Annotated in this window: 19 protein-coding genes and 1 pseudogene; 5 read left to right on the top strand and 15 right to left on the bottom strand. The window is 56.9% G+C overall.

The window, feature by feature from the left end:
* Positions 1–21: 21 nt before the first annotated feature.
* Positions 22–930, bottom strand: a complete 909-nt coding sequence (locus AC07FD_RS19525) for a LysR substrate-binding domain-containing protein (RefSeq protein ID WP_478351178.1) — start codon at positions 928–930, stop codon at positions 22–24.
* A 104-nt stretch (positions 931–1034) separates the two neighbouring features.
* Between AC07FD_RS19525 and AC07FD_RS19520 the strand changes: the two genes are divergently transcribed.
* The 3 genes from AC07FD_RS19520 to AC07FD_RS19510 are packed head-to-tail and all read left to right on the top strand — an operon-like array spanning position 1035 to position 6289.
* Positions 1035–2579, top strand: a complete 1545-nt coding sequence (locus AC07FD_RS19520) for a trimethylamine methyltransferase family protein (RefSeq protein ID WP_478351177.1) — start codon at positions 1035–1037, stop codon at positions 2577–2579.
* A 46-nt stretch (positions 2580–2625) separates the two neighbouring features.
* On the top strand, positions 2626–3792 hold the full coding sequence (locus tag AC07FD_RS19515; RefSeq protein ID WP_478351176.1) for a mandelate racemase/muconate lactonizing enzyme family protein: 1167 nt from the start codon (positions 2626–2628) through the stop codon (positions 3790–3792).
* Positions 3793–3850: 58 nt separating this feature from the next.
* On the top strand, positions 3851–6289 hold the full coding sequence (locus AC07FD_RS19510; RefSeq protein ID WP_478351175.1) for a GcvT family protein: 2439 nt from the start codon (positions 3851–3853) through the stop codon (positions 6287–6289).
* Positions 6290–6366: 77 nt separating this feature from the next.
* Here the strand turns inward: AC07FD_RS19510 and AC07FD_RS19505 are convergent.
* From AC07FD_RS19505 to AC07FD_RS19490, 4 genes and pseudogenes are all read right to left on the bottom strand, one after another.
* Positions 6367–6672 (bottom strand): annotated as a pseudogene (locus AC07FD_RS19505) (hypothetical protein); the annotation flags it as partial.
* Positions 6673–6906: 234 nt separating this feature from the next.
* Positions 6907–7779, bottom strand: a complete 873-nt coding sequence (locus tag AC07FD_RS19500; protein ID WP_478351174.1) for a PhzF family phenazine biosynthesis protein — start codon at positions 7777–7779, stop codon at positions 6907–6909.
* A gap of 42 nt (positions 7780–7821) precedes the next feature.
* Positions 7822–10455: an AMP-binding protein gene (locus AC07FD_RS19495; RefSeq protein WP_478351173.1), complete on the bottom strand. Its 2634-nt coding sequence runs from the start codon at positions 10453–10455 to the stop codon at positions 7822–7824.
* 354 nt (positions 10456–10809) lie between these two features.
* Positions 10810–11136, bottom strand: coding sequence for a hypothetical protein (locus tag AC07FD_RS19490; RefSeq protein ID WP_478351172.1), 327 nt, complete (start codon positions 11134–11136; stop codon positions 10810–10812).
* Positions 11137–11322: 186 nt separating this feature from the next.
* Here AC07FD_RS19490 and AC07FD_RS19485 point away from each other — a divergent pair, with 186 nt between their 5' ends.
* Positions 11323–11970, top strand: coding sequence for a UPF0149 family protein (locus AC07FD_RS19485; protein ID WP_478351171.1), 648 nt, complete (start codon positions 11323–11325; stop codon positions 11968–11970).
* A gap of 155 nt (positions 11971–12125) precedes the next feature.
* Here AC07FD_RS19485 and AC07FD_RS19480 read toward each other — a convergent pair whose 3' ends face one another.
* Complete coding sequence (locus AC07FD_RS19480; RefSeq protein ID WP_478351170.1) at positions 12126–12863, bottom strand: methyltransferase domain-containing protein; 738 nt, start codon at positions 12861–12863, stop codon at positions 12126–12128.
* Positions 12864–13286: 423 nt separating this feature from the next.
* A complete protein-coding gene (locus AC07FD_RS19475; RefSeq protein WP_478351169.1) occupies positions 13287–14072 on the bottom strand; it encodes a class I SAM-dependent DNA methyltransferase in 786 nt (261 codons plus the stop codon).
* Positions 14073–14341: 269 nt separating this feature from the next.
* Here AC07FD_RS19475 and alr point away from each other — a divergent pair, with 269 nt between their 5' ends.
* A complete protein-coding gene (gene alr / locus AC07FD_RS19470; RefSeq protein WP_478351168.1) occupies positions 14342–15568 on the top strand; it encodes an alanine racemase in 1227 nt (408 codons plus the stop codon).
* A 1033-nt stretch (positions 15569–16601) separates the two neighbouring features.
* Here alr and AC07FD_RS19465 read toward each other — a convergent pair.
* The 8 genes from AC07FD_RS19465 to AC07FD_RS19430 form a co-directional block, all read right to left on the bottom strand.
* The gene (locus AC07FD_RS19465) at positions 16602–17546 is read right to left on the bottom strand and encodes an NAD(P)-dependent oxidoreductase (protein WP_478351167.1); all 945 of its coding nucleotides are present in this window, start codon (positions 17544–17546) and stop codon (positions 16602–16604) included.
* 72 nt (positions 17547–17618) lie between these two features.
* Positions 17619–17708, bottom strand: a complete 90-nt coding sequence (locus AC07FD_RS19460) for a hypothetical protein (protein WP_478351184.1) — start codon at positions 17706–17708, stop codon at positions 17619–17621.
* Between the two features lie 138 nt (positions 17709–17846).
* Positions 17847–19160 carry an NAD(P)/FAD-dependent oxidoreductase gene (locus AC07FD_RS19455; RefSeq protein WP_478351166.1) on the bottom strand — a complete coding sequence of 438 codons (1314 nt, stop codon included), beginning with the start codon at positions 19158–19160 and terminating at the stop codon, positions 17847–17849.
* A complete protein-coding gene (locus AC07FD_RS19450; protein WP_478351165.1) occupies positions 19153–20211 on the bottom strand; it encodes an NAD(P)/FAD-dependent oxidoreductase in 1059 nt (352 codons plus the stop codon). The genes AC07FD_RS19455 and AC07FD_RS19450 overlap by 8 nt, the downstream gene beginning before the upstream one ends.
* A complete protein-coding gene (locus AC07FD_RS19445; RefSeq protein ID WP_478351164.1) occupies positions 20202–20429 on the bottom strand; it encodes an FAD-dependent oxidoreductase in 228 nt (75 codons plus the stop codon). Before AC07FD_RS19445 ends, AC07FD_RS19450 begins: the two co-directional genes overlap by 10 nt.
* A 54-nt stretch (positions 20430–20483) precedes the next feature.
* A complete protein-coding gene (locus AC07FD_RS19440; RefSeq protein ID WP_478351163.1) occupies positions 20484–21491 on the bottom strand; it encodes a membrane dipeptidase in 1008 nt (335 codons plus the stop codon).
* 66 nt (positions 21492–21557) lie between these two features.
* Complete coding sequence (locus AC07FD_RS19435; protein ID WP_478351162.1) at positions 21558–22742, bottom strand: mandelate racemase/muconate lactonizing enzyme family protein; 1185 nt, start codon at positions 22740–22742, stop codon at positions 21558–21560.
* An 84-nt stretch (positions 22743–22826) separates the two neighbouring features.
* The gene (locus AC07FD_RS19430) at positions 22827–23849 is read right to left on the bottom strand and encodes a dipeptidase (RefSeq protein WP_478351161.1); all 1023 of its coding nucleotides are present in this window, start codon (positions 23847–23849) and stop codon (positions 22827–22829) included.
* Positions 23850–23892: the final 43 nt, after the last annotated feature.

Below are 23892 nucleotides of genomic sequence, written 5' to 3'. Positions count from 1 at the left end.
GCTCGGGGAGCCGGGCTCTGGTCAACCCTGGTCATTGGGGGCACCTTCGATGATCCAGTCCTTGACCAGTTTGGCTTCCGGAGCGAGATCAACCGAACGGTTGCTGACGATGAAGAATGCATACCCGGTTACCCAGTTGGCGGCCAGCGCTGGGACAAGCAACCCCTCACTCAGCGGATGGTTAACGAGGTGGGTCCAACCTAACGCGATGCCCTGCCCGCCTATCGCCGCCTGCACGACCAGGCTGTAATCATTGAGACGCAGGCCTTCACCGACGTCGGTGAAATCAACTTCAAAATGGTGAAACCAGTCCTTCCAGGCCGGACGTGGCCGGTGGGGCTCGTCAAGGTGGATGAGTGTTCGCCCGGCGAGATCCGCCAAATCGCGCGGCACGCCTGACTGCGTGAGATAGCTGGGGCTGCATACCGGGATAAGGTTCTCGCCGCCGAAGCGGAACGCGCGGTAATTCGGCCAATCACCCAATCCCCGGCGCACACCGATCAGATGGGGGTCGGGGGCAAGATCGGTGTCGCGGTCCGCCGTCTGAATGCGGATTTCGATTTCCGGATGTTGCGCGCGAAAACTAGGCAGCCGTGGGATCAGCCAATGGCTGGCGAACGCCGTCGACGACGATAGGACGACATGCTTGTCCTCGGTCGTACGCCGAACGGCCTCGGCCGACCGGGAAATATGGCCGAGGCCCATTGCCACATCACTGTAAAAGCGCTGGCCGGCTTCGGTCAAAACGATCCGTTTGTGCTGGCGTACGAACAGCTCAACGCCGAGGTCACCCTCCAGGCTTTTAATGGCCGTACTCACGGCGGCCTGGCTGACGCGAAGCTCTTCGGCCGCGTTGGTGAAACTAAGATGCCGCCCCGCAGCCTCAAAGGTGATGAGGCCGGCCGGGCTCGGAATGCGTAAACGAGGCATTGCATAACTTCCACTTATGCTGGTATCAGAATAATTGCGGTTTACCCAAGCGCTCCCACCAATCAAACTTATAGAAGGAAACGAAAAAAGGAAGACGTAAAGGCATGTCTGAGTCTGAGGCGCCAACTACTCGAGCACGAGGCCGCTCGAACCGACGCCCTCCAGCGGGCGGCCACCAAGCAGCGGCTGTTCTCGCCGGCGTCGAACTTCGTATACGCCCGTACGACCTGCTGTCCGAGGAAGGCCTGCTGGCGATCGAAGACGCCGCCGCGGTGATACTGGAGGAAATCGGAATTGAGTTTCGCGACGATCCGGAATCGCTCGACCTGTGGCGGATCGCAGGCGCCAAGATCGACGGCGAACTTGTGCGCTTTCAACGGGGGATGCTTGGCCCGATTTTGAAAACCGCGCCGTCGACTTTCACGCAGCATGCCCGAAACCCGGCGCGTTCCCTAAGAATAGGCGGCCGCCATGTCGCGTTCGCACCGGCTTACGGTTCGCCTTTCGTGCGCGATCTGGAGGGTGGCCGCCGCTACGGGACGCTCGTCGATTTCGAAAACTTCGTCAAACTTGCCTATTCCATCCCCTGGCTGCACCATTCGGGAGGAACGGTATGCGAGCCAGTCGACGTTCCGGTCAACAAACGGCACCTCGACATGGTGGCGGCCCATCTGCGTTATTCGGACAAGCCCTTTATGGGCTCGGTCACCTCGGTTGAACGGGCAGAAGATTCGATCGAGATGGCTCGCATCGTGTTTGGCCGGGATTTCGTCGACCAGAACTGCGTCATCCTCGCGAATATCAATGCCAACTCTCCGCTCGTTTTCGACGCCACCATGACAGGCGCGCTCAAGGTCTATGCACGCGCCAACCAGGGAGCGGTGATCGTGCCCTTCATCCTCGGCGGCGCGATGGGTCCGGTGACAACGCCCGGCGCTATCGCGCAGTCGCTTGCCGAGACCATGGTGGGCTGCGCCCTGACCCAGCTTGTGCGCCCTGGCGCCCCCACCATCTTTGGCAACTTTCTGTCTTCGACCGACCTTCGTGCCGGGTCACCAACCTTCGGCACCCCGGAACCGGCATTGGGGTCGCTGGTCGTGGGTCAGCTCGCACGCCGGCTGGGCCTGCCGCTGCGTTGCTCAGGAGCCTTCACCTCCTCCAAGGTGGCTGACGGTCAGGCGATGATGGAAAGCGCAGTCGCTATGCAGGCCGCCGTCCAGTGCGGCGCCAATTTCATCCTGCATTCGGCAGGTTGGCTCGAAGGCGGGCTGACCATGGGTTACGAAAAACTGATCCTTGATGCCGACTTCTGCAGCGCGCTGCACGTCTATATGGCAGGCCTTTCCGTCAATCCCAATCAGCTGGCGCTCGACGCGTTTCGCGAGGTAGGGCCGGGCAAGCATTTCTTTGGCTGCGGCCACACAATCGCGAACTACCGAACGGCGTTCTGGGAGTCGGAAATCGCGGATAACAACAGTTTCGAACAGTGGCGTGACGCCGGGGAAAAAGATGCCCTAGTACGCGCCAACGCGCGCTGGAAGAAGCTGCTTGCTGAGTACCAGGCGCCCCCTCTTGATCCGGCCATAGACAATGAGCTGGCCGAATTCTGCGCGCGAAAGAAGTCTAGGCAATCGGACCAGTGGTACTAAGCTGTCGCGTCCAGCTCCAATCTTTCCTCAACTTCGGAATAGCGCAATGAAGATTCGTTCTGTAAAGGCGACTCCCGTAAATATTCCACTCGAAAAACCGCTTTGGTGGACTGGTGGACATTATCCCGGCACGTCGAAGGTGATCATCGAAATTGAAACCGACCAAGGCATCGTTGGCCTTGGCGAGGCGCCTTCAGTTGATGTCTTGGCAACAATTCAGGCTATGGGCGAAAGGTTGGTCGGTCAGGATCCTCTCGACATCGCGTACTGTGAATCTTTGACTGTCCCACCATGGCAAATCGTCCAAAATACCGATGACAGTTCCGTGGTCAAAGCTTTCGGCGCGATTGAAATCGCTCTCTGGGATATCAGAGGCAAAGTGGGGCAGGAGCCGCTTTACAAGCTGCTAGGCGGTGCCGTCAGGAAGGACATACCTTTTACTGAATACTTCGGATTCCGCGAGGGAGGTGAAATTTCTCCCGAGGCGGTAGCTGACTATTGCGTACACATGCGGGAGCTTCATGGTTCGACGATGTTCGAGGGTAAGCTCATCTTGGGGGACCCGGTCCTTGAGATCGAGACCGTGAAGGCGCTTCGCGCTGCTTTGGGGCCTCGCGATATGATCCGGCTCGACAGCAATATGCAGTGGTCATTGCCAACGGCCATTCGCATCCTTCGCGAAATCGAGCCTTTCGATATCAGGAATTATGAGGATCCCGTCGCCACCTTCGAAGAGATGAGCGTATTGCGCCGGCATTCCGGCATACCCTTCTCCACCCATGTCCCGGATCTTCGAAAAGCTGTTCGTATCGGCGTGCCGGACTTCATCGTCACCAATTTTGCGGTCTTGGGCGGCATTTCCCGCGCCGTTCGATTTATCGGCGCCTGCGAGACCATGGGGGTCGGGTTCTGGTGTTATTCGGGCGACGCAGGCGTGGCAACCGCAGCCTACCTGCACATGTCTGCGGCAATGCCTTGGATTACGGAGCCATCCCAGTCCCTGTTTCGTTGGCAGATCGGTGATGTCATCCAGGGCGGACCGTTCCGTCAGACAAACAATTTCGTCACCGTCCCCGAAGGCCATGGCCTGGGTGTGGAACTCGACCGAGCTGCGTTAGCCACATGGCACGCCCATTTTGTCGACAACGGACCTCTCGACCACTTTTTTGACCCAGCCCGGGCCGGTCGGTTCAGACGTCTTCCCCTCGCTTAGCCATGCCCATCCGGCCGGTCTCAAAGCAATCGCCTCCTCCAGCCCAGAGCGGACAACCATGACAGCTGAAAAAACATTTGCAACGCACGCCCGCGCAGTCGTCATCGGCGGCGGCGTTGTCGGATGTTCCATCCTTTTCCACCTCGCAAAATTCGGCTGGAAAGACAGTGTGCTCCTTGAGCGAGACGAACTGACAAGCGGGTCAAGCTGGCATGCGGCGGGTCAAATCCACACCATTAGCTCGGATCCGAACATCAGCCGCCTCCAAGGCTACACAATCAATCTTTACAAAGAGATCGAGGAGACCTCCGGCCACTCGGTCGGACTTCACAATACGGGCGGCTTCTACCTCGCGTCAAACAAGACCTGGTACGAATATCTGAAACGGGAGCGGTCGAAGGCCCGTTACATGGGGCTCGACCAAGAATTCATCACCGTCAAAGAGGCGGCCGAGCGGCATCCTCTCATCGATCCAAGCCACTATCTCGCCGCGCTGTGGGACCCGCTCGACGGTGATGTCGATCCTTCGGGCGTTTGCTATGCCTACGCGAAGTCTGCCCGCGTGCATGGCGCCCAGTACTACACGCACACCCCCGTTATCGAAACGCGCCAGAGGAAGGACGGCACCTGGGACGTAGTTACCCCAAGGGGGACCATTAACGCCGAACACGTGGTAAACGCCGCCGGGCTTTGGGCGCGTGAAGCCGGGAAGCTGGCTGGCGTGACGATGCCCGTGCAGCCTATGGAGCATCACTATCTAATCACAGAGGATATCCCCCAAATCGTGGAAAGAATGGCCTCCGGCCAGCGTCTTCCAGCGGGCATCGACTACGAGGCCAACATTTACTTCCGCCAAGAGCGAAATGGGATGCTGCTTGGCACGTATGAGCCCAAGTCCACGCCTTGGAAGGTGTCGGGCACCCCGATGGATTTTGGCCATGAACTGCTACAACCCGACCTTGAGCGCATCGCTGACCGCCTCGAGCTAGCGTTCGAACGTATTCCAGCCCTTGGTCAAGCGGGCATCAAGACCGTCGTGAATGGCCCCTTCACGTTTGGACCCGATGGAAACCCGATGATAGGCCCGGTCCCGGGTCTGCAGAACTATTGGGCCGCAGTCGGTGTTATGGCCGGCTTCTGCCAAGGCGGCGGTGTCGGGCGGTCTATTGCGGAGTGGATGATCGAGGGCGAACCTTCTATCGATGTCTGGGCGATGGACATCTCCCGGTTTGGCAACTTCGCTACCGCTGATTGGGGCACGGTGAAGTCCTCTGAGAACTATGAACGCCGCTTCGTAATGACGTTCCCTAACGAGACCCTGCCGAAAGGACGGAGGCAGAAGACAACAGCCCTTTACGATCGCCTGGTCGCGAAAGGCGCGGTCATGGGCGTGAGTTTCGGCCTGGAGCATGTTCTTTGGTTCGCCGACGGGCCAGAGGACGCGCACGAAGACCCGGCTTTCGAGCGGAACCGGAGCCATGACTACGTCGCACGTGAAATCGAAAGCGTTCGCACAGGTGTGGGCGCCATCGAGATCGCAAACTATGCGAAGCACGAGTTTGCCGGACCCGGAGCGAGGGCTTTCCTCGACCGCGTCCTCGCCGGAAAACTTCCCAAGCCTGGCAGGATCGCCCTCACACCTATGTTGACCCCCAAAGGGAACCTCTACGGAGACCTTACCGTCGCCTGCCTCTCGGAAAACCGCTTCATGCTGTTCGGATCGGGTGCGGCACAGGAAATGCATCGCCGATGGTTCGAGCGACATCTGCCGAGCCAGGGGGTAACCTATGCCAACCGATCCGACGAATTTCACGGGCTAGCGATCTCGGGTCCGAAATCACGAGAACTCCTCTCACGGATTACACGCGAGGACGTGTCTCACAACGCTTTCAAATTCCGGGATATCCGGGAATGTGTCGTAGGTGACGTTCCGGTGATACTATCCCGCCTGTCGTTCTCGGGCGAACTAGGCTATGAAATCTATTGCCGTCCGCAGTTCCTCATGGGTCTGTTCGAGGCGGTCGAACAGGCAGGCGGCGACCTCGGTTTGCGTTTCTATGGGGGTCGCGCCCTCATGTCGATGCGCCTCGAGAAGAACTGGGGTGTTTGGGCAATGGACTTCCGCCCGGATTTCAACGCGACTGAAAGCGGGCTGGCCGCATTCATCGACTGGAACAAGGACTTCGTCGGCAAGGAAGCCGCAGCCAGGGCGCGCGACGCAGGGCCCGCTCGGAAGCTTGTTGGCCTGACGATCAATGTCGACGACCGTGACGTCGTCGGAGACGAGGCGCTGCTCAAAGATGGGGCCGCAGTCGGTTATATCTCCTCCGGAGGCTATGGGCATCGTGTCAATGAGTCTCTGGCGTTGGGCTACGTTCCTATCAAGTTCGCTAGCAACGGCACCGTGCTAGATGTCGAAATCGACGGGCAAATGTATCCAGCTGTGGTGATGATCGAACCACTTTACGATAAGAACGGTGATTTGATGCGATCTTAGTCCGGCGACACTCAAGTCTATTCGTACCGTCGGATCACACGGGATACGTCACAACGAGACCGGTAACTTCTCTGGGGTTAGGCGGCGCGCAGAAGGGGCGGTTTGGGCTTGAATAATGGAGGCACGTTCGGTTCTGGCTGTCGGAACGGTGCCCGCAGCCGATCGCGAAGTTCGCCATTGATCTCCGCCGTCCTGACCTGCATGAGCATGTGCGCACCGTGGAGAGACCAGCGCATCTGCTGCTTCTTGACCATGCGTTTGCCGACAAGCGAATTCACTGCTGACTCGGCGAGGCTGGTGGCGACACGAAGCCCAGCTCGGTATCGCTTGCCATAGTTGACGATCGCGCCGCGGTTCGATCTGACATAGGTCAGGAGCTGCGAGCCGAGGCTATGAAGCCGTGCGATCGAGAACTCGCTGTCTCCTTGCGAATCCTTCACTCTCTCCAAGAGTTGCTCCAGGTCGCGGATCGCGCGATCGACGCGCCCATGCCACAGGCGCCACTTCACGGCTCTGATGCCCCTGTCGATGGTTGGAAGGGGCCGAATAGCAGAACCGCCCGCTCGCGGGTCGCCTCCGTCGACGTTCCCCTACCTTAGCTGGAAGCTTCGTGCCACCTATCGATCGACCCCCAGCTTAGCTTTTCCTCCAACGATGACGCGGCCATTCGATGATGAGAGTTCAAGGATTCCGCCGCCCACCGATGCCTGCAGCGCGCGCAAATTCGGTCTACCAAGGAGCCTCGCCCAATAAGGGTAAAGCTTGCAGTGCATCGAAACGCAAACTTGGTCCTCATCAATGGCGATCCTCGGCGAAAAGAACCTTGATACGAAATCAAATTCCTTGAGTGCTCCGTCTCGATCAGCTAAAGCTGTCAGAGCAACACCGCGGCAATCGATCTGAGCTATGCTGCGAAAATTCGGCACATAATTAACAACGACATGCTCATTGTCGACGATAACAACATAATCATCATATGCCTTCCGAATCTCCTTAACCTGTATATTCATGCATCGTTGGACAGCTTCGTATTCCATCGGATCCGCAGGAGTCGTGTCAATGACCGGAAGCGCGACTTGTACGACATCGCCTTTCCGCCAAGCCTCAAGATGCCCGCTACGGGAGAGATAGAAGACTCGATTGGAACGACCGTAACCGGCACAAAACAGCCAATACGTCGCTGCCAATGTTCCATGTCCACAGAGGTCCAGTTCGGCATTTTGCGTGAACCACCGAATTTCGAAATGGTCAGCTTCCTCTAAGGCGCGAAGAAACACTGTCACAGGCTGGCGAAAATGTTGGGCCAGCAGCAGGCACTCGGCTATCGCTGGATACCTATCATAAAGCACGACTGCCGCTGGATTGCCGGCGAACCGGTCGTCCGCAAACGCATAGACCACCTCTGACGACGGATCGCCACGCGAACGGCTCGCACCACACACCTCCTCGCTCAAAGCTGGTGGTAGGATAAAACCTTTTTGGGCTGTCATGTCTCAAATTCCTTTGGCCATCGATCTAGGAACATGTCACGGTTAAGAATCTCGCTCTTCGCTCGGATATGCCTGCTGCGCCTCGGCTCTGGCACTATGATGTAAGAATCCGAATGGTTCGGTTCGCATGATGGGAACCAGCTTGGACTCCATGTCTACTGTGTCCACCAGCCTTGCGTAGGTCCCGGCTATTGCGAACTCCCGCAGAACGCCTCTCATCTCGCGAATGTCACGCGTGGTATCGTGTGCAAGAAACGAATATTCGGGTCGGCCCTTGATGTCGCGAATATAAACGGGCGTCGCCACATCAATCGCGCTGCCTCCGAAATCGGCGCGCCCTTGCAAGTTGATCGTCTTGCAGTAAGGCACATCCGCTAGGACTTCGCACCGGTGCACATGGGTAAAGCTTGACGTACCCAAGCCCATGATTAACCCAGCTGAACGGCTTATCTCACCAAAAATCGAGTCGTCACCGAACGGACTGCATTTCCACCAGTCGGCTTCGCACAATTCCTGCGCACTCGGGCCGATCACGACCATTGAATAAGCGGGATGTTTGGTGCGCCCAGCCGAAAGCTCTCGCATGACAATATCGGCCAAAACTCCCGTTTCGGACATGTTTTTTGCCCAGTGAAAAGACCGGGTGGCGCAGTAGCTCAATGTGAATGCGGGAAGAATTACGGTAGACGACGACGCGACACGCTCTATCCATTCAAGAAGAAGGGATGCTACCTCATTCGAACTTACGTTTCTAAATGCTGCTAGCGACGAATGCAGTACAATTGTTTTAGGAGATGACTTTTCAATGTGTTCGATGATTTTTAGGAGCTCATCACTAAATTCGGCAGTCTGTCCACTCCTTCCCTTGACCGCTTGAGATTCGCGGTGATCGACCGGTTGAATTCGCCTTGCCCACTCCTCAAGCGACAGGTCTTGCTCTCGATAGACGTCGTCGGAGAATATAAGGCCGGTTTCGGTTAACTTGAGCTGTATCTCGAGGAAGTCCAGGGAATCAATATTGCACTCCCGCACTATCGAGCCGGGCAATACCCATTTTCGCTTGACGGCGTGTACCGCCTTCAGCAAATGGTCCAACGGTGATCTCATCGTATGCTCGGTCTGGGGTGCGTCACAGCTCTCGGTTGCCCTCAGCGCCTGCTTGGCAGTTCTCTCAAGGGCGCGCTGGTCTAGCTTGCCATTGGCAGTAAAAGGAAGCTCTACAAGAGACGCAACGAGCCTCGGAACACGATCATTAGGCAGTGCATCTAACAGTCGCCGGCGAAGTTCATCCACGTCGGCGCTCGCGGGCGTGACAAGGCAGACCAGTTCCTGCCCCGTATCGTCATCTCTATCCACCACGACTACTGCTGAATCTGCGCATAGGCCCGTCCGGTCGATCGCGCTGGTAATTTCCCCTTTCTCCAGTCGGATTCCTCGATACTTAATCTGATCGTCCTTTCTTCCGACAAACCGCAACCCATGTTCTTCCGATGCCACTACGTAATCCCCTGTGCGGTACAGAACTTGCTCACCGTTGGACGTAATAAATGGCACGAAGCGCAGCTTCGATTGGGCATCGTCAGCCACATAGCCGTGGGACGTCTGTATGCCGCCTACCCAGAGCTCCCCCTCGATACCAAATCCGACGTTGGATTTGGTATCGTCAAGAACAAATAGATCGACGTTAGCGGGTGGAGTTCCGATATACATTGGAACCTCTCCATCGACTCTACTACAGTAGTGATAGCTAACTCCAACGCAGCACTCGGTTGGCCCGTAGTGATTTATCAACGTGGTATTGGGAAAGACCGAGTAGAATCGACGCCTAACCGAATCTTGTAAGGATTCGCCACTGCAGAGCACATATCTGAGATCGGTGAATCGTTCCGATAGGTAAGGAAGTCGCTCAAGTGCTCCCAACACGCGCCGTAGCAATGTCGGAACTGTTTGAATAACATTCGTGCCGCTTTGTATCAGGAATTCAATCGTTTCGATTATCTGTCCTCCCAGTGCCGTACTAGGCAAGACAATTGTCCCGCCGGTCGCAAATGGTACGAAGAACTCGGGGATTGAGAGGTCGAATGTTGGTCGTGTAAGCTGCGAGATGCTGGCTCCTTCCGAGAAATCGAGCATGTCGATATTCCAGTCAACCATATTCAGAAGAGCTGCCTGGGATACTGGTACCCCTTTCGGGATTCCCGTAGTCCCGGAGGTATGCATGATGTACGCGATGTCTGTGAACCCCGAATTGCCGCCGTCGCTCGTCGGAGGGCGCTCAACGCGTATCGAACCACTCGGATCCTGGCTAACGATGGCATTTGCCTTGGTATTGCGCAGTATGGGATCCAATCGGCGGTCCGTTTCCGATGGATCAACAGGCACAAACGCAACGCCCATCATTTGAGTGGCAAGAATGGCCGTGACCAACTCAACTGATCGAGGAAGTTTGACAATCACCGCATCACCGGGACGGAGGCCGACAGTCTCTAATCGATCCATAAGACTGAACGCGGATATGCCCAACTCCTGGTAGCTTATGTCGCCATTCTCATTCGTGCGCACAGCGGTGTTCGACGGAAATTCTTCCAAAGTCTTTGCGATAACATCTGCTATCTTGTTGCCGCCAAAACGTAACAGCCGGCGCGGACCTGACAGTGTCGATGTGAGAGTTTGCATCGTAGGGTCTCCATTGCAGTTTGCGGTCAACCGCCTTGCGGTGCTCAGGAACCAACTTGGACACTGCGCCGGAACGCGGCCAAATCCCATTTTCGTCAAGCGTTGCGACTTGGGAGCTTCAACAATCGAGCCAACTGCACGCAGAGAGCTCGCGAACAAATAATCCGCAGAGTATTCAATGGATTAGAGCACGACTTCGTCGAACGCTGATCGTGGGCGACCTTGAAAACCCGACAGCAGTTGTCGGCTACCCGACGTTTTCCGACAAAGGGATTCCTTTCCACGTGACTAGCCTGCCAACAGGTGCCGCACACCTTTGCCACCGAATAGTGGACCGGACCGCCAACCTGAAATTCATTGGGGTTGGGGGTTGGCGCATGTGGTGCAAGCGTAGAAATGACGCAGGATCCGGTTGCTTACGCCGATCCGCACTGTTTTCCCGGAGACCACATCCGCGATGAATGATCCTACGCTACCGCCTGTAGCAGCGACCAGTTCGATGGCAAGCTCCGGCATGGCGATGTCATCCTTCGCGGCCACAGGGGCTAAGCAGAAACGCACGGGTGCGGGCGGAGCTTGGATGGCGGCGACCACCGCCGCCGACCAGCGAGCAAGATCGTCCCGACATTCAGCAGGGTGCAGGGTGCGGCAGGAGTGGCGGGCCAGATGCCAGCCGCGCATGCAGCTTGTAGGCTCTACGAACAGAGACTATCCCCATCGCCAATACGACACCGCAAATGACGATACTGCAACGGAGAGTGTAAGCGGTGCGCCAAGGCACCTTGCAACAAAGGCCGCACATATGGAAGCAAGCGATCCGATCAAAAATATCTGTAAAAAACACTTGCAAGTGGGAGCCGTCCACATATGGAACTGGGTGCGCCGCCAAGAGATGCCGCTCCCCTTGGCGGCATGAGCGCAATCGATGACATGGCGCTGTCGGACGAGGCGCTCGAGGCCTGGATGGCCGCCAAGACCGCCCGCCGCCCGTTGGTGCGGACCATGTCGGCGCTGGATGGCTTCGTAACGGCGACGGTCACCGGGCCCCGGTTCGCGGACCCGCAAGACTGGATGTGCCCGCTCATGGGGTTGCCGCGCGACGTCCTGGCCAAAGGCTCTGCAACCGATCACGCCGTGTTTGCCAGCCTCGCCAGGATCCACAACCGGATCAACGCGACGCTGTTCGACAGACCGCAGGATTATGCGCCCCGATTCGCCACCAGGCCCAGCGGCGGCATCGACCCCCGGCCGTGGTGCCAGGGGTTCTACGCGGCCATGAATCTCAACATCAAACGCTGGAAACGGCTACTCGACCTCGACAACCCCAACCACGGCTTGCTGCTGCCGATCCTGATCTACTGCGTCGACAAAAAGGGCAGGCCCGTCCTCGGCAAGCCCAGGCCGGGGCCCGAGACCGCGCACTTCATCGAGCACGAGGCCTACAAAGACATCGCCCTCGTCATCCCCGCCCTCCGCGAACTCCACTACGTCACCCGTTATGACGATCCGGAGTGATCTCCGGCGGCCAGCGGACCAACGGCTGACCTACCATAGACGCATCACAAGACGATTTTGGGAGGTGCCTTGGCGCACCGCTTACCGGAGAGTTGTCTTGCGCTTTTTTGGAGGACGCTCATCAAAAAAGTGGGTGGGCCCTACAAAACGCCGAACTACAGGTCGAGACGGCGGTAAGTTGAGATATGACGCTTCGACCCTTCGGTGAACGGACCTCTCGCCCAATCTCCCCAACGCTCCGCTAGTCTCAGACCTGCACATTGGGCCATTGTATCGAGTTCCTGATGATAAACGTAGCGAACGCGATGCGGCAAGCGTTTAACCAATGTACCAGAAAACCATAGGATGGTTGAGGCTAAGTTCTGATCTAGTGGATCGTGGACCTCCGCATGAAGGATCGTATTCTCCTGATCCAGGAGCAGTGTAGTAATTCTCTGTCCGCTGACAAAACCATCCAAATCTGGCACATCGAGTTCAATCACCAAAATCCCCTCTTCATCTAGCGCCTCTGCGGCAGATCGGAGGCAACTTATTTGGGATTCACGTGTGGAGAGCAGCTTAAATGTGTTATAAATGCAATACACCAGACTGTAGCGTTGCCCCGACCGGAAGTTGGCAATGTCTCCGTTCCAAGCTTTCACCAGATCTGTGCGCCTAGCGAGAAGTTCCAGCATGCTGTCCGAATTGTCGATACCTTCCACTCTGGCGCCTCGTTCGCTCAATGGCACTGCCACCCGTCCGTCCCCAATACCGAGTTCAAGAGCACTGCGTCCGATGGCGTATCCCTCAAGAAAAGCAACGGTCGCGTCTGCCTCGGCAATCCTACCTCGCAGATTGGTATATCCATTATAAATCGAAGCCCAATTTTCGTCGTAGAGCACGTCATCAGACATTTGACACTCCTGTAGCTGGATCTTACTGCATTGTAATAATACGTCACTGCGTCTATCCGTTCTGTCTGCCAGTGGCCTAGCCGAGTCGGTTGACACGGGACGCGATTGCCCCGTCCGGCAATTAGTGCGCCAGGGTGCGGATCAGCTCTCCGATGTCCGCGTGGGCGCCCAATGATGGCCTGCCTTGTTCTTCCTGACCGAAAGCGCGGTATCGTCGTCGCCCCGCCAATACACTGATGGAAGGAAAGCGGCGTGACGCCGAAGAATAAGCGACTTTTGCTCATCACAAAATTTCGATGCCTTCCTCGTCTTCCGCTCCTCCCAGCCAGGGGAGCCGCTACAACAATCGCCACCACCCAACCATCTTGAACATCTGGGGTAAGTGGGCGTGCCGATGATCTGTCGTCTGACCAAGAACGATATTTAAATCGAACTGCGTTTTCGATAGACCGACATATGCCTCATAGACGACGTATCAAATGGCCGTCGCTCCCAATCCCCCCAGCGATCAACTAGTTCCAAACCGACGATCCGGGTAAGAAGTTCCAGTTCGGATGGATACACGTACCTAAGCTTGCAAGGCAGGGTACGCACCTCGCCCCGATTAATCCAAAGATCTTGCATAATATACATCTGATTATTAGGGTCATGTCTCGTAAATCGAACCATAGTTCGATATTCGTCTACGTGAACAACGGTCGTCCGTTGGTTTCCGTACACGCCTGAACCCACGAAATCGGTCGTATTTGGCAAATTAAGATGTATAACAAATTTGCCATCGTCCTCCATTGCACGCATCACTGCATGTAGGCAAGCCAATTGATTGTCCACAGAAAGCATATGCGTGAATGAATTGTTTACGCAATACACAAGGTCAAATCGCTTGCCTAAGTCAAAGTTATCCATGTCGCCGTGGTGAGTGCGTACCAAGCGCCGGTCATTCCTTTCTTCTAGTGAAGCAAGCATACGAGCGGAGTTGTCGAGGCCATGGACTTGCGGCCCGGCCTCAGCCAGCGGTAACGCGATGTGTCCATTTCCGCATCCTAGTTCTAGTGCAGTACCCTCTCCGGCAAGTTCCGCTAGGCATGCCACAGCCGTCGCGTTCTCTACAGGGAAGTTATGTGTATCCGCGTATTCGTCATATACGTCAGCCCATTGGTCGCCAAAAGACCTGTAACCGTTACCTTCTTCTTGCGGTGCATTGGTCATAACGCGTCTCCTTAGTGTCTTTTTTCGTCACGTGCCGATCTTGCACCACGTCAGTGTCGCACCTCCAAACGCGAGGTCGTGTAGAATAATACGTATCTATTTATTTAGCTGCGTCTGGTTCGGCTTTTATATGTTATCGATGAAAGGTCAAGTTAAGTTTCCGTTTGGGACGGGCGGAAATTGTTAAAGAGTTGCCATTTATTATTTATATTCGTGAGGTTAAATTTAACAATACCTTTTCATATACCGATCTCAAAATGGCTTAGGGTATGTCAACGGTTTCGCACATTCACAGACAAAATGCCGCCGTGGGATCATCGACCATTCTCGTTCTTGGAACGTCACCCTTCAACAATAGTACGAACCCAATGCTCCGTTGCCATTCGCCAGACTTAAAAATCAACCTCGATAATCTTGCCTGGAACTTCAACGAGTTCCGAACTCTTTGTCCTGAGGCGCGAGTTGCGGCAGTAGTAAAAGCGGATGCCTATGGAGCAGGGCTCGCTGCCGTCACTCGCCGGTTGGTATCGCAAGGCTGCACAAGTTTTTTCGTGGCGCATCTCCAGGAAGGTGCTCAGCTCCGCCAGCACAACGCAGTCGGTGAGATATATGTCCTAAATGGACTCCTTCCTGGGACTGAGTCCGCCCACAAGACGCTCAACCTTAAGCCAGTGCTCACTTCGGAGTTTCAGGTTCGGCTTTGGATCGAGTTCTGCGAACGCGAAGGCTGGACTGGCGGAGCCGCCCTGCATGTCGACACCGGGATCAATCGACTTGGGTTCCGCATGGAGGAACTGGGTACTCTTAAACATCTGATCGAAGGTCGCACACACTATTTCGATCTGATCATGAGCCACCTAGCCTGTGCCGACGATCCTTCAGACCCTCGCAACAGAGAGCAGATTGACACCTTTTGGCACGTCCGCAAAGAGTTCGGAGCACTCCGGCGGGCCTCACTAGCCGGCTCGGCAGGGTGCTTCCTCGGTCGCAGGGCCCATTTTGAGTTAGTTCGTCCGGGTATAGGTCTCTATGGCGGTAATCCGTTCGCAACGCGCAGCAGCCCGTTTCGACAAGTCTTCTCTGTGACTGCACGGCTCCTCCAGGTGAAGACACTTCGTCACGGAGAGTACGTCGGGTATGGAAGGGCTCACAGGCTCGACAGGGACAGCCTGATCGGGGTCATTTCTTTGGGCTATGCAGACGGTTATCCACGCAACGCACATTCTGCGGCCAATCGGGATCGGCTCCGGGTCTATTATAAAGGTCGGGCGGCTTACGTCATCGGCCTAGTTTCCATGGACACGTCGATTATTGATCTTAGCTCGGCGGCAGATCTAAAGCCGTCGCTCGGCGATTTGGTCGAGGTTTGTGGCCCGTCACAATCGTTAGATGAGCTCGCCAAATCAGTAGGTTCCATACCTAACGAGGTCTTGACGACGCTTGGCTCTAGATCCGTTCCTTCGTACATTGGGGATTCGGACGTCTTGCAGGGATAGCAAAACGGGCCACGGGCATAACAATCAGCGGACTTCTGTTCTGACCTCGGCACCGATGCGGCCGACGGTTGCCATGTGAACACGAAGGATGCGGGCGATCACCATGATCGTTGTTGACCGCCGCAGCCGACCTCGCCAATATCGTCTTCGACAAACCACCGGTAGCTTGCCGGGATGAAGCTGGTGGCCATTGCGCTGGGAAGCGTATGGTTCTGATCCGCCGCAACGTGAACGCAACCCTACCACAAGGATCGAAGGCGTCGACCTAGAATTCGCCAAAATCCCGGCCGCGAGGGTTCGCTTGACTATCGCCGTGGTCATATCGCAACGGTGGACGGGAGGAGCCGCGTCAAGCTGTCGATAGCCATTCTGCATCCGGTTGACTTCGCGATACCTCGCCTACTACCGAAACTAGGGCTTCGCAGATCGGTCCTTGCGTTACACCGTCAATCAGAACTTCGGCGCTGACAAGTCTTCGCCGCGCATCGACCTGGGAGGGTGCATTCGCCCCAAGCATTATGTCGCCAGGCTGCCCAGGTTGTAGTGAGATGCTTTCAGCCCGACCATCCGAGGTCCAACCATGGGCCATCAATAGGCGGGCGCTGTATACAACGGCGCGATCCAGGTTGTTGCGGACCTTGACCGTAAAATTTACCTTGCTGTTCGGTGCATGTCCAACTGAAAGCTGTTGCGCATTACGGTGGTCTGAAAGGCAATCGTGCGTTTGGCCCCGTCTCCCTCGAAGTCGAAAAGGAACAGGTTGTCGCCTCCAAAGGCGATCCGATTGCCGTCGATGGTCCCCAAAATTAGTGCATGGAATTCGGTTTGACCTGAGGCTGTTGATTTTCACTGAGAACTGACCCGGCCGGGTCAGTTCTCAGTGGCAATCAACAGCCCAAAGGTTCGCAGAGTGCCGGGTGAGCGACATTTTACTTCCTTCTCAGCGATGCTGTACCGACGGGGGCATCCCATCGGAGGTTTGACTTCGTTATTCAACAGCGTAGCGATCGGCCAGCGCCGGTTTGCCCGGCGCCTATGCTGAGGGAGCTTTAACCTCCCAGGGAGCTACCCAGTCGCCTGTGACGCGTAAGTCTATGCCAGCTTCATCTTCAATCACCTTGCAAACCGTCATTTCACCGGCACCCATGCCATAGCGGGCAGCAGCCTGCTTGAATCGCTCGTGAGTCGCCCGCGTAAGGTCATTTCGCGTCCCGGTCTCTTTCATAAGCTCTTCAATAAGACCGAGATCCTTGAGGCAGAGGGCTAACGGGAACGACGGATCATAATGACCCGCAAAGATGGAGGGCACGTCGTGCTGCATGACGAAGCTATCCGCGGCCCCGCCCTTCATGGCGTTCCACCAGATCTCAGGCTCTAAGCCTGCGAGTTTGGCCGTTACCATCGCCTCCCCGATGGCGGCCGCATGGATTTTCCACAATTGATTATTAACCAGTTTTGCGACATAGCCGGTGCCATGTTTGCCGACTTTGCGAACTTCTCCCATGGCCTCGAGCACGGGACGGATACGCTCGGCGTCGCGTTCCTCCCCTCCAACGAACAGAATCATGTCACCCCGGATGGCGGAATCGACCGACCCTGTTACCGGAGCATCAATGGGGTGCCCCCCCTTGGCTACAAATTCCCTGCCGAGGGATCGCATCAGCTGCGGGCTGCTGGTCGTGAGGTCAATCCAGTATTTGCCCTGACAGTCGGCCGAAAACAGGCCGTTCTCTCCGCTCGCGACGGCTTCGATCTCTTTTGGACCGAATACCATGGTAACGACGACGTCCGCATGGTTGAGTACATCGGCCGGGCTGGTGGCGGGACGGGCGCCCTGATCGATAAACGGCTGCATGGCTTCTGACCGGATGTCGTAGACAACCAGATCGAAGCCCTTGCGCTGAACGTTGGCGGCTGCGTTTCGCCCCATCGTCCCCAAACCAACAAAACCAACTCTCATAGTCTCGCTTCCTTTCATTGCTTCATTTGTGGAGTCTTGTGCGGAAATCTTCCCGAGCCACGGAACGACCTTGACGGAAGGACCGCGTTTTCAAACCCTGGCCACATACTCGCAGCCCACTTCTTCGAGGATGGAGAGCGACTCCTCGTGGATCAGTTCCACCGCCTCGTCCGGAACCATCTGGTAGACCGGAATCTTGCGCACCAGAGTCGGGAAAGACAGCGCTGGGAACTCCTCGCAGAGCCTTACGGCCCTCGCGGCCGCCGCTGCGGCGAAAGACCCCTACCGGTTCTCGCTTCTGGATTGGCTCAGAACCGTTCATCGTTGAGCTCCTAGTAATTGGAAATGACTGGCTCTCGGACCAATTATCCGCTTTGCGGCACTGAAGCGCTCAATTGAGTAGGGTCCGAGTGGTATGGGCGGATCACGCCCGAAGAGCAGATCGCCAATGAGTTTGCCGGTGGTTGGACCTTGTGTGAGGCCGAGGTGACCGTGCCCGAACGCATACAGAATGTGGGCATGGGTCGCGGAGCGACTGATAACGGGCAACGTGTCCGGGGTCGCGGGCCGGTGCCCGCTCCACACCACACCGCCATGGCCATCCAGGCCCGGGAGATATGCCTTTGCAAGCTCGACCAAGGCTTTCGAGCGAGCAAAGTTCGGGGTGGCTCGCAGTCCTCCGAATTCGGCCGCACCGCCGATACGTAAACCAATAGAAAGAGGCGTTGCCACGAACTTGCGCTCGGCAAAAATCATCGTTCGGTTGAGTGCGATTTGGGGTGCAGCGATTGTGGTGTTGTAGCCGCGCTCGCTTTCGAGCAGCGCATGGTCGCCAAGCTGGCGTGAAAGCTCTGCCGACCACGCTCCCGCCGCGACGACAATTTTGGATGCGTTCAAAATAGAGCCGTCAGCCAAGGTAACCGTGCCGCCCTCGGGACTGGGGGCAACATGGGAGACTTGGGCCGCAATCAACGTCGCGCCATTAGCCGTTAGCCAGGAGCGCAGACCGTCCACAACCCGCTTTGGGTCGGACACGTGCGACCACTGAGGTGTCAAAATGGCGCTCTTAACCAGTGGTCCTAGCGCCGGCTCCAATTCCCGGGCCTGATTTCCCAATAGTTGACGAACGTCGATACCAAGCCGTCGCTTTGCTTCCCACACGGGCGTGTCGGCATGCCAGCCTTTCTCGCTTTCGTAAACGGTGAGACCGCCCTTGCGATGGAGTTCCCCGCTCAATCCTATGTCTGAAAAAAGAGGAATAAGATCGGCGTAGACCCGATGGTTCAGCGCTGCCAGCGCTTCCGAAATCCGCCCCACCTCTGCCGGCGATCCGGCCTGCGCGAAGTTCCACAGCCATGGCAGCAGCCGTGGAGCATGCGTCATCCTCAATGAGAGAGGGCCAAGGGGGTCGAGTAGCCACTTAGGCACTTTTTTCCAGAGACCGGGCACTGAGGCCGGGAGGACCTCGGTGACTGCGATGCCTCCAGCATTTCCGAAAGATGCTTTGTCGCCGGCCGGGTCCCGATCCACGATCGTCACGGTCGCCCCGCCTTTCGTGGCATGGTAGGCGACACAGAGACCAATAATCCCTGCACCCACCACGATCACAGTTTGATCCGACATTTCAGTCATGACGGAACCGGCGGGAGCTAAACGGCGTCAGATCGCGGTGGGTAATGCCCTTGACGATCAGATCGGAAATTGACCGGCCGACAGCTGGTGCAAGGCCGAAGCCGTGGTGACCAAGGCCAGCAGCGACAAACAGGCCCCTCGGCTCGCCCACAGCTTCGACGATCGGCAGTCCGTCCGGGGTGTAATCCACATAGCCGGCCCACGATCGCTCGTATTGAATTGAGCCAATTACGGGATGTTCCGCATGGAAGGCCGTCGCAGCCCGCTTCAAACCCTCTAGGTCAGGAGCTGGATCCAGTGCCCGGTGAGTAACGAAGTCATTGAAATCCCCCATCATACTACGGACCATGGGTGTGCCTAAGCCGAGCTTGATCTTCTTCTGTTTGAGGTTGTGAAGCCTCAGAAGCTTGGGGCGGCTATGCAGCATCAAGTCGTGCACCCACGCGTCGATGGCAGCGAGGTTGAGGCGCCCGTCGGCTCGTTGCAGGTAGGCGTACTTATCGCAGGAAACGGCAAGCTTCATGTCAGACGGCACCACCGTAGACCGACCGACTGAGCCCCGAATCCACAGGCTCGGATGTGCAATCCCAAGCGGCTTTAACAGGAGGCTGGTCCAACATCCCGCAGCAACGACGATGTTCTCACAGCCCAAACGGCCCTGCTCGGTGTCTACGCCGCAAACGAGCTCTCCCCAGACGTCAATGGAGCGTGCGGCAGTGTTCTCCCAGATCACGGCGCCATGGCGCGCGGCTGCTCGCGCAAAGGCCATGGCTGTTAGCTCTGGGTCAGCACTTCCGTCAGCGGGCGTATACAGCGCTCCCAATTGACCTTCAGGCTGGGTGTGTGGCAGCAGGCCAACGAGGTCGTTCGGCCCAAGAAGCTCCGTTGTCAGGCCAAATTGTTTTGCAACTGCCATGAAACCCTCGGAACGCCGGCGCCCGCGATCGTTGGAGAAAAGCGAGACCTGACCCTGCTCCTTCCACCCCACAGATTCCCCGAGTTCATTTTCGAGGCCGCGCCAAATTTCAAGGGCATCGAGCATCAGCGGCATTTCCAGAAGGTCACGGCCTTGCGTGCCAATGATGCCCCAGCCACGGCCTGACTGTTCACGTTGATACGTCCCTTTTCAACGAGGGCGACCAGTTTCCCGGCCTTCGCCAGATAATACGAGGCACTCACCCCAACGATGCCGCCTCCGATAACGACCGTGTCGAACCGCCGGTTCATGCTCTTTCCCAGAAGCAGTTTTGAGAAGTTGTTCGGACCCATGGCGTCGCCGCCTCGTGTGGGCGGTAGTCTGGCAGGAGCAGGATCGTGGTGAGCTTAGCCGCCCCAGATTGTCTCGTAGATCCTGAGGAGATTGCCGCCGTAGATGCCCATGATCTCCTGTTCGCTGAACTGCCGGCGCAGCAGGGCTTCGGTTAGCGCTGGCAGCGAGCGCGGCGTCTCAATACCGCCAGGGAAGAAGTGAGGTGGAGGTGGGTAAGCCTCCGGAGTCCACACATTGTCGGCAACGTACTTCTGATACTGCTTCAACGCGGCGGCATCATCTGTATAAGGATACTGGCCGGCATAATAGTCGATGCCCAACGTAACGTGCTGCGGGCCCACGAGGCTGGAGATATGGGCGATGTGGTCGATAAAGCGATCGATCGTTGGCCGCTTGTCGCCAGACACGAAGCCAGGGAAGCCAACAACTCCAATTGTTCCGCCTTGGGCGGCGATTGCCTTAATCAGCTCGTCGGAGAGATTCCGGGCAGACGAGTGAAGGGCTTTTGCGTTGGCGTGGGACACGATGACCGGCGCCGACGAGTGTTCGATCGCATCCATGGTCGTTCGAACCCCCGTATGAGCGCAATCGACTATCGTACGAACCCGGTTCATGCGCTCTATGACCTGCAGCCCAAATCGGCTCAGACCAGCATCCGAGCGTTCTTCACAGCCATCGCCGAGACGGTTCCTAACATTGTAGGCGAGCTGCATAATACCGACCCCGAGCACCTTGAAGGTGTCGATGAGATCCAGTTTATCCTCGATGGGTGCAGGCCCCTGGAAGTGCATAATGATGCCCATCTTGCCGAGCACTTTGGCCTTGCGGACATCGGCCGCCGTGCGGACGAGAAGCAGATCGTCACGTTCACGCAACAGCCGATGCCACAATGCAATTTTCCGCAGGGTAACCTCTGTCCCGTCCCAGAACCCAACAGTCGGAGCGATCGCAGTCAGACCGCCCGCCCGATATTCAGCAATCATGTCCTGGTCATCCAAAAGGGGACATACCGCGTCGATAATGATCGCATTTTGGTGGAGGGATTCTGCGGCCGCACTCATTGTCGCTCCCTAGCTCAGTTCCATGCCACGGCACCTCGCGAGAGGATTCCGCGCGAGACCGTCTCGTCAGTGAAGTGGCAGACGCCTGTACCGCCCCGGCCGGATCGGATCGAAGAAATGGTTGACTGGACCGTTGTCCTGCAAATGCTTTAACCATCGAGCCATTGCCGGGGGGTCGAGCTCAACCCCGAGACCATGCCCCTCGGGCACGGGCACCGTGTTGTTGGTCTGCCGGAAGGGCCCGTTGCGAATGACGTCGCCCACTTGCCAACGAAAGAGCGACTGCGAAGCCTCGGTGATCCAGGGCGTGGCAGCCACGACATAGAGATACGCAGCCGTCATGATACCCAAGTCATTAGAATAGCACCAAAAGCCCTTGCCCATGGCTTCGCAGGCAGCGATGAACTTCAGCGCCTTCGAAAGACCTCCGAGGGCTGCGAAGTTGCAGACAAAATAGTCGGGAGCGCCAAGCGCTACGGCGCGCCGCAAATCTGGGACATGGGTCGAGAACGGAATGCGGGAATGCTGCCGCAACGCAGCCATCTCCTCGAATGTCGCGACCGGATCTTCATAGTTACGGATGTTGTAAGGCTCAATCTCGCGCAGAACCCAGCGCGCGGTGGTCAGGGACCACTGCATGTTCGTGTCCAGCTTGATCTCTGCGCCCTGTCCAAAAGCTTCCCGCAGCATTCGCACTGTACGAATCTCGAGCTGAGGATCGCCTAATATGAGCTTACCCTCGAAAATGGTCGAACCGTGCTCTTCGCGCATTTTAAGGCAATGCTCTACGACGGCTTCGGGCGTCATTTCCCCACCCGCTCCGTCCTGATCGGGACGAAAGGCAAAATACTCGGAGAAAGGAATGCTTTTACGGACCGCGCCGCCTAGCAACCGATAAAGCGGCATGCCAATCACTTTGCCCCGAATGTCCCAAAGCGCGAGTTCCACCGCACCAAACGCAATCGAGGCAGCGTTTTCACCTGTGTTGACCGTGATCTGCCAGGGCGGGACGCAGCGCGCTTCACAGTCCGCAAGATCGAGCGGGTCAGCCCCGATAAGGGCTGGAGCGATATCCGATTTGACGACCTCGCCAAAGTGCCACCAAGGAGCTTCGCCCAGGCCGATAAGACCTGAATCAGTCTCAACTTCAATGATCGATTTGGAAGCGCCGCCATAGAGCCCCGCCGTCCACCACAGCGGTGCTGACAACGGCACGTTAACGTGTGTGACCTTGATGTTGGTAATCTTCATAAAAATTCCGAGCAGAGGCTTTGCTCGGAGAGATGACATCCCCGAGCATCAAAGACTTGTTGCAGAGTTTTTGAAGCGCTGACGCTAGATCCAGACTTCGGAAGCTACCCTTGCAAAGTTCTGCCCCATGATCTTTCTTACGTCCGTCTCACTGTACTGCCGGAGCAACAGACCCTCAGCGATGTCAGGGAGTTGTTCCGGGAGAATGAACCGCCATGACGAGTAATCCCATTGATCGGCCTCTGACTCTGGCCAGACATTGGGAAATTCCTTCACGAGGTTCGGCATCTCATCTGGATCAAGGACGGCGTCCAAGCCCAAGCCAACATGGTCGACTCCTACCAGGTTCGCGACGTAGTCGATGTGGTTGATGATGGTTTCCGGCGTACAATCCTCATCTGCGGCCATGTATTTGCTGACGCCGTTGATACCCACCACCCCGCCTGTCCGGGCGCAGGCCTTGATCTGGTCGTCGCGCAGATTGCGCTCGTGGTCCCAAAGGGCCCGCGGGTTGGAGTGTGTGAAGATGACGGGCGTCGTGGAAATCTCCATGACTTCCATCGAAGAGCGATAGCCGGTATGGGTGACATCGACCATCATGCCGACACGATTCATCTCGGCTATAGCCTCACGACCAAGTGGCGTGAGAGGAATATCTTCATCCGTGCACCCACCGGCGAACGCATTGTTCTTGTTATAAGCTAGGTTCATCTGGCGTATGCCCAAACGATGAAAGGCTCCAATCATTTCAATGTTCTTGTCGAGGGCATTAGCGCCTTCCAGATCAAGGGCCACGGCGAGCTTGCCCTCTAGTTTGGCACGTTCAACATCGGCAAACCGGTCGACGACTACGTACTCGTCGTCATGAAGTTCAAGCCACCTGCGGTAGTGAGCCGCGCACCGGAGCGACTCCTGCCAGGAGAGCGCGTCCCATCCGACGTTCAGACCGATGAAAGTTGCCCCGCCGTCGCGCCAGCGCGACAGAAAACTCAGATCTAGACTGGGCCGACAAGCGACACCGGCGTGCGTGTCCCAAACAATCGAATCAGCGAGGAGCTTTCGTGCCGCCGGAGATATTTCTCGTCCATTATTCAAAGTAATAGTCACGTTCTCACCCTGATTTTTCAAAAGTAGGGATGTGGAGACCCCC

It is taken from the genome of Mesorhizobium waitakense, from assembly GCF_056431085.1.
The sequence above is the reverse complement of the archived record's forward strand: the minus strand, read 5'-3'. Positions and strand labels throughout refer to the sequence as shown.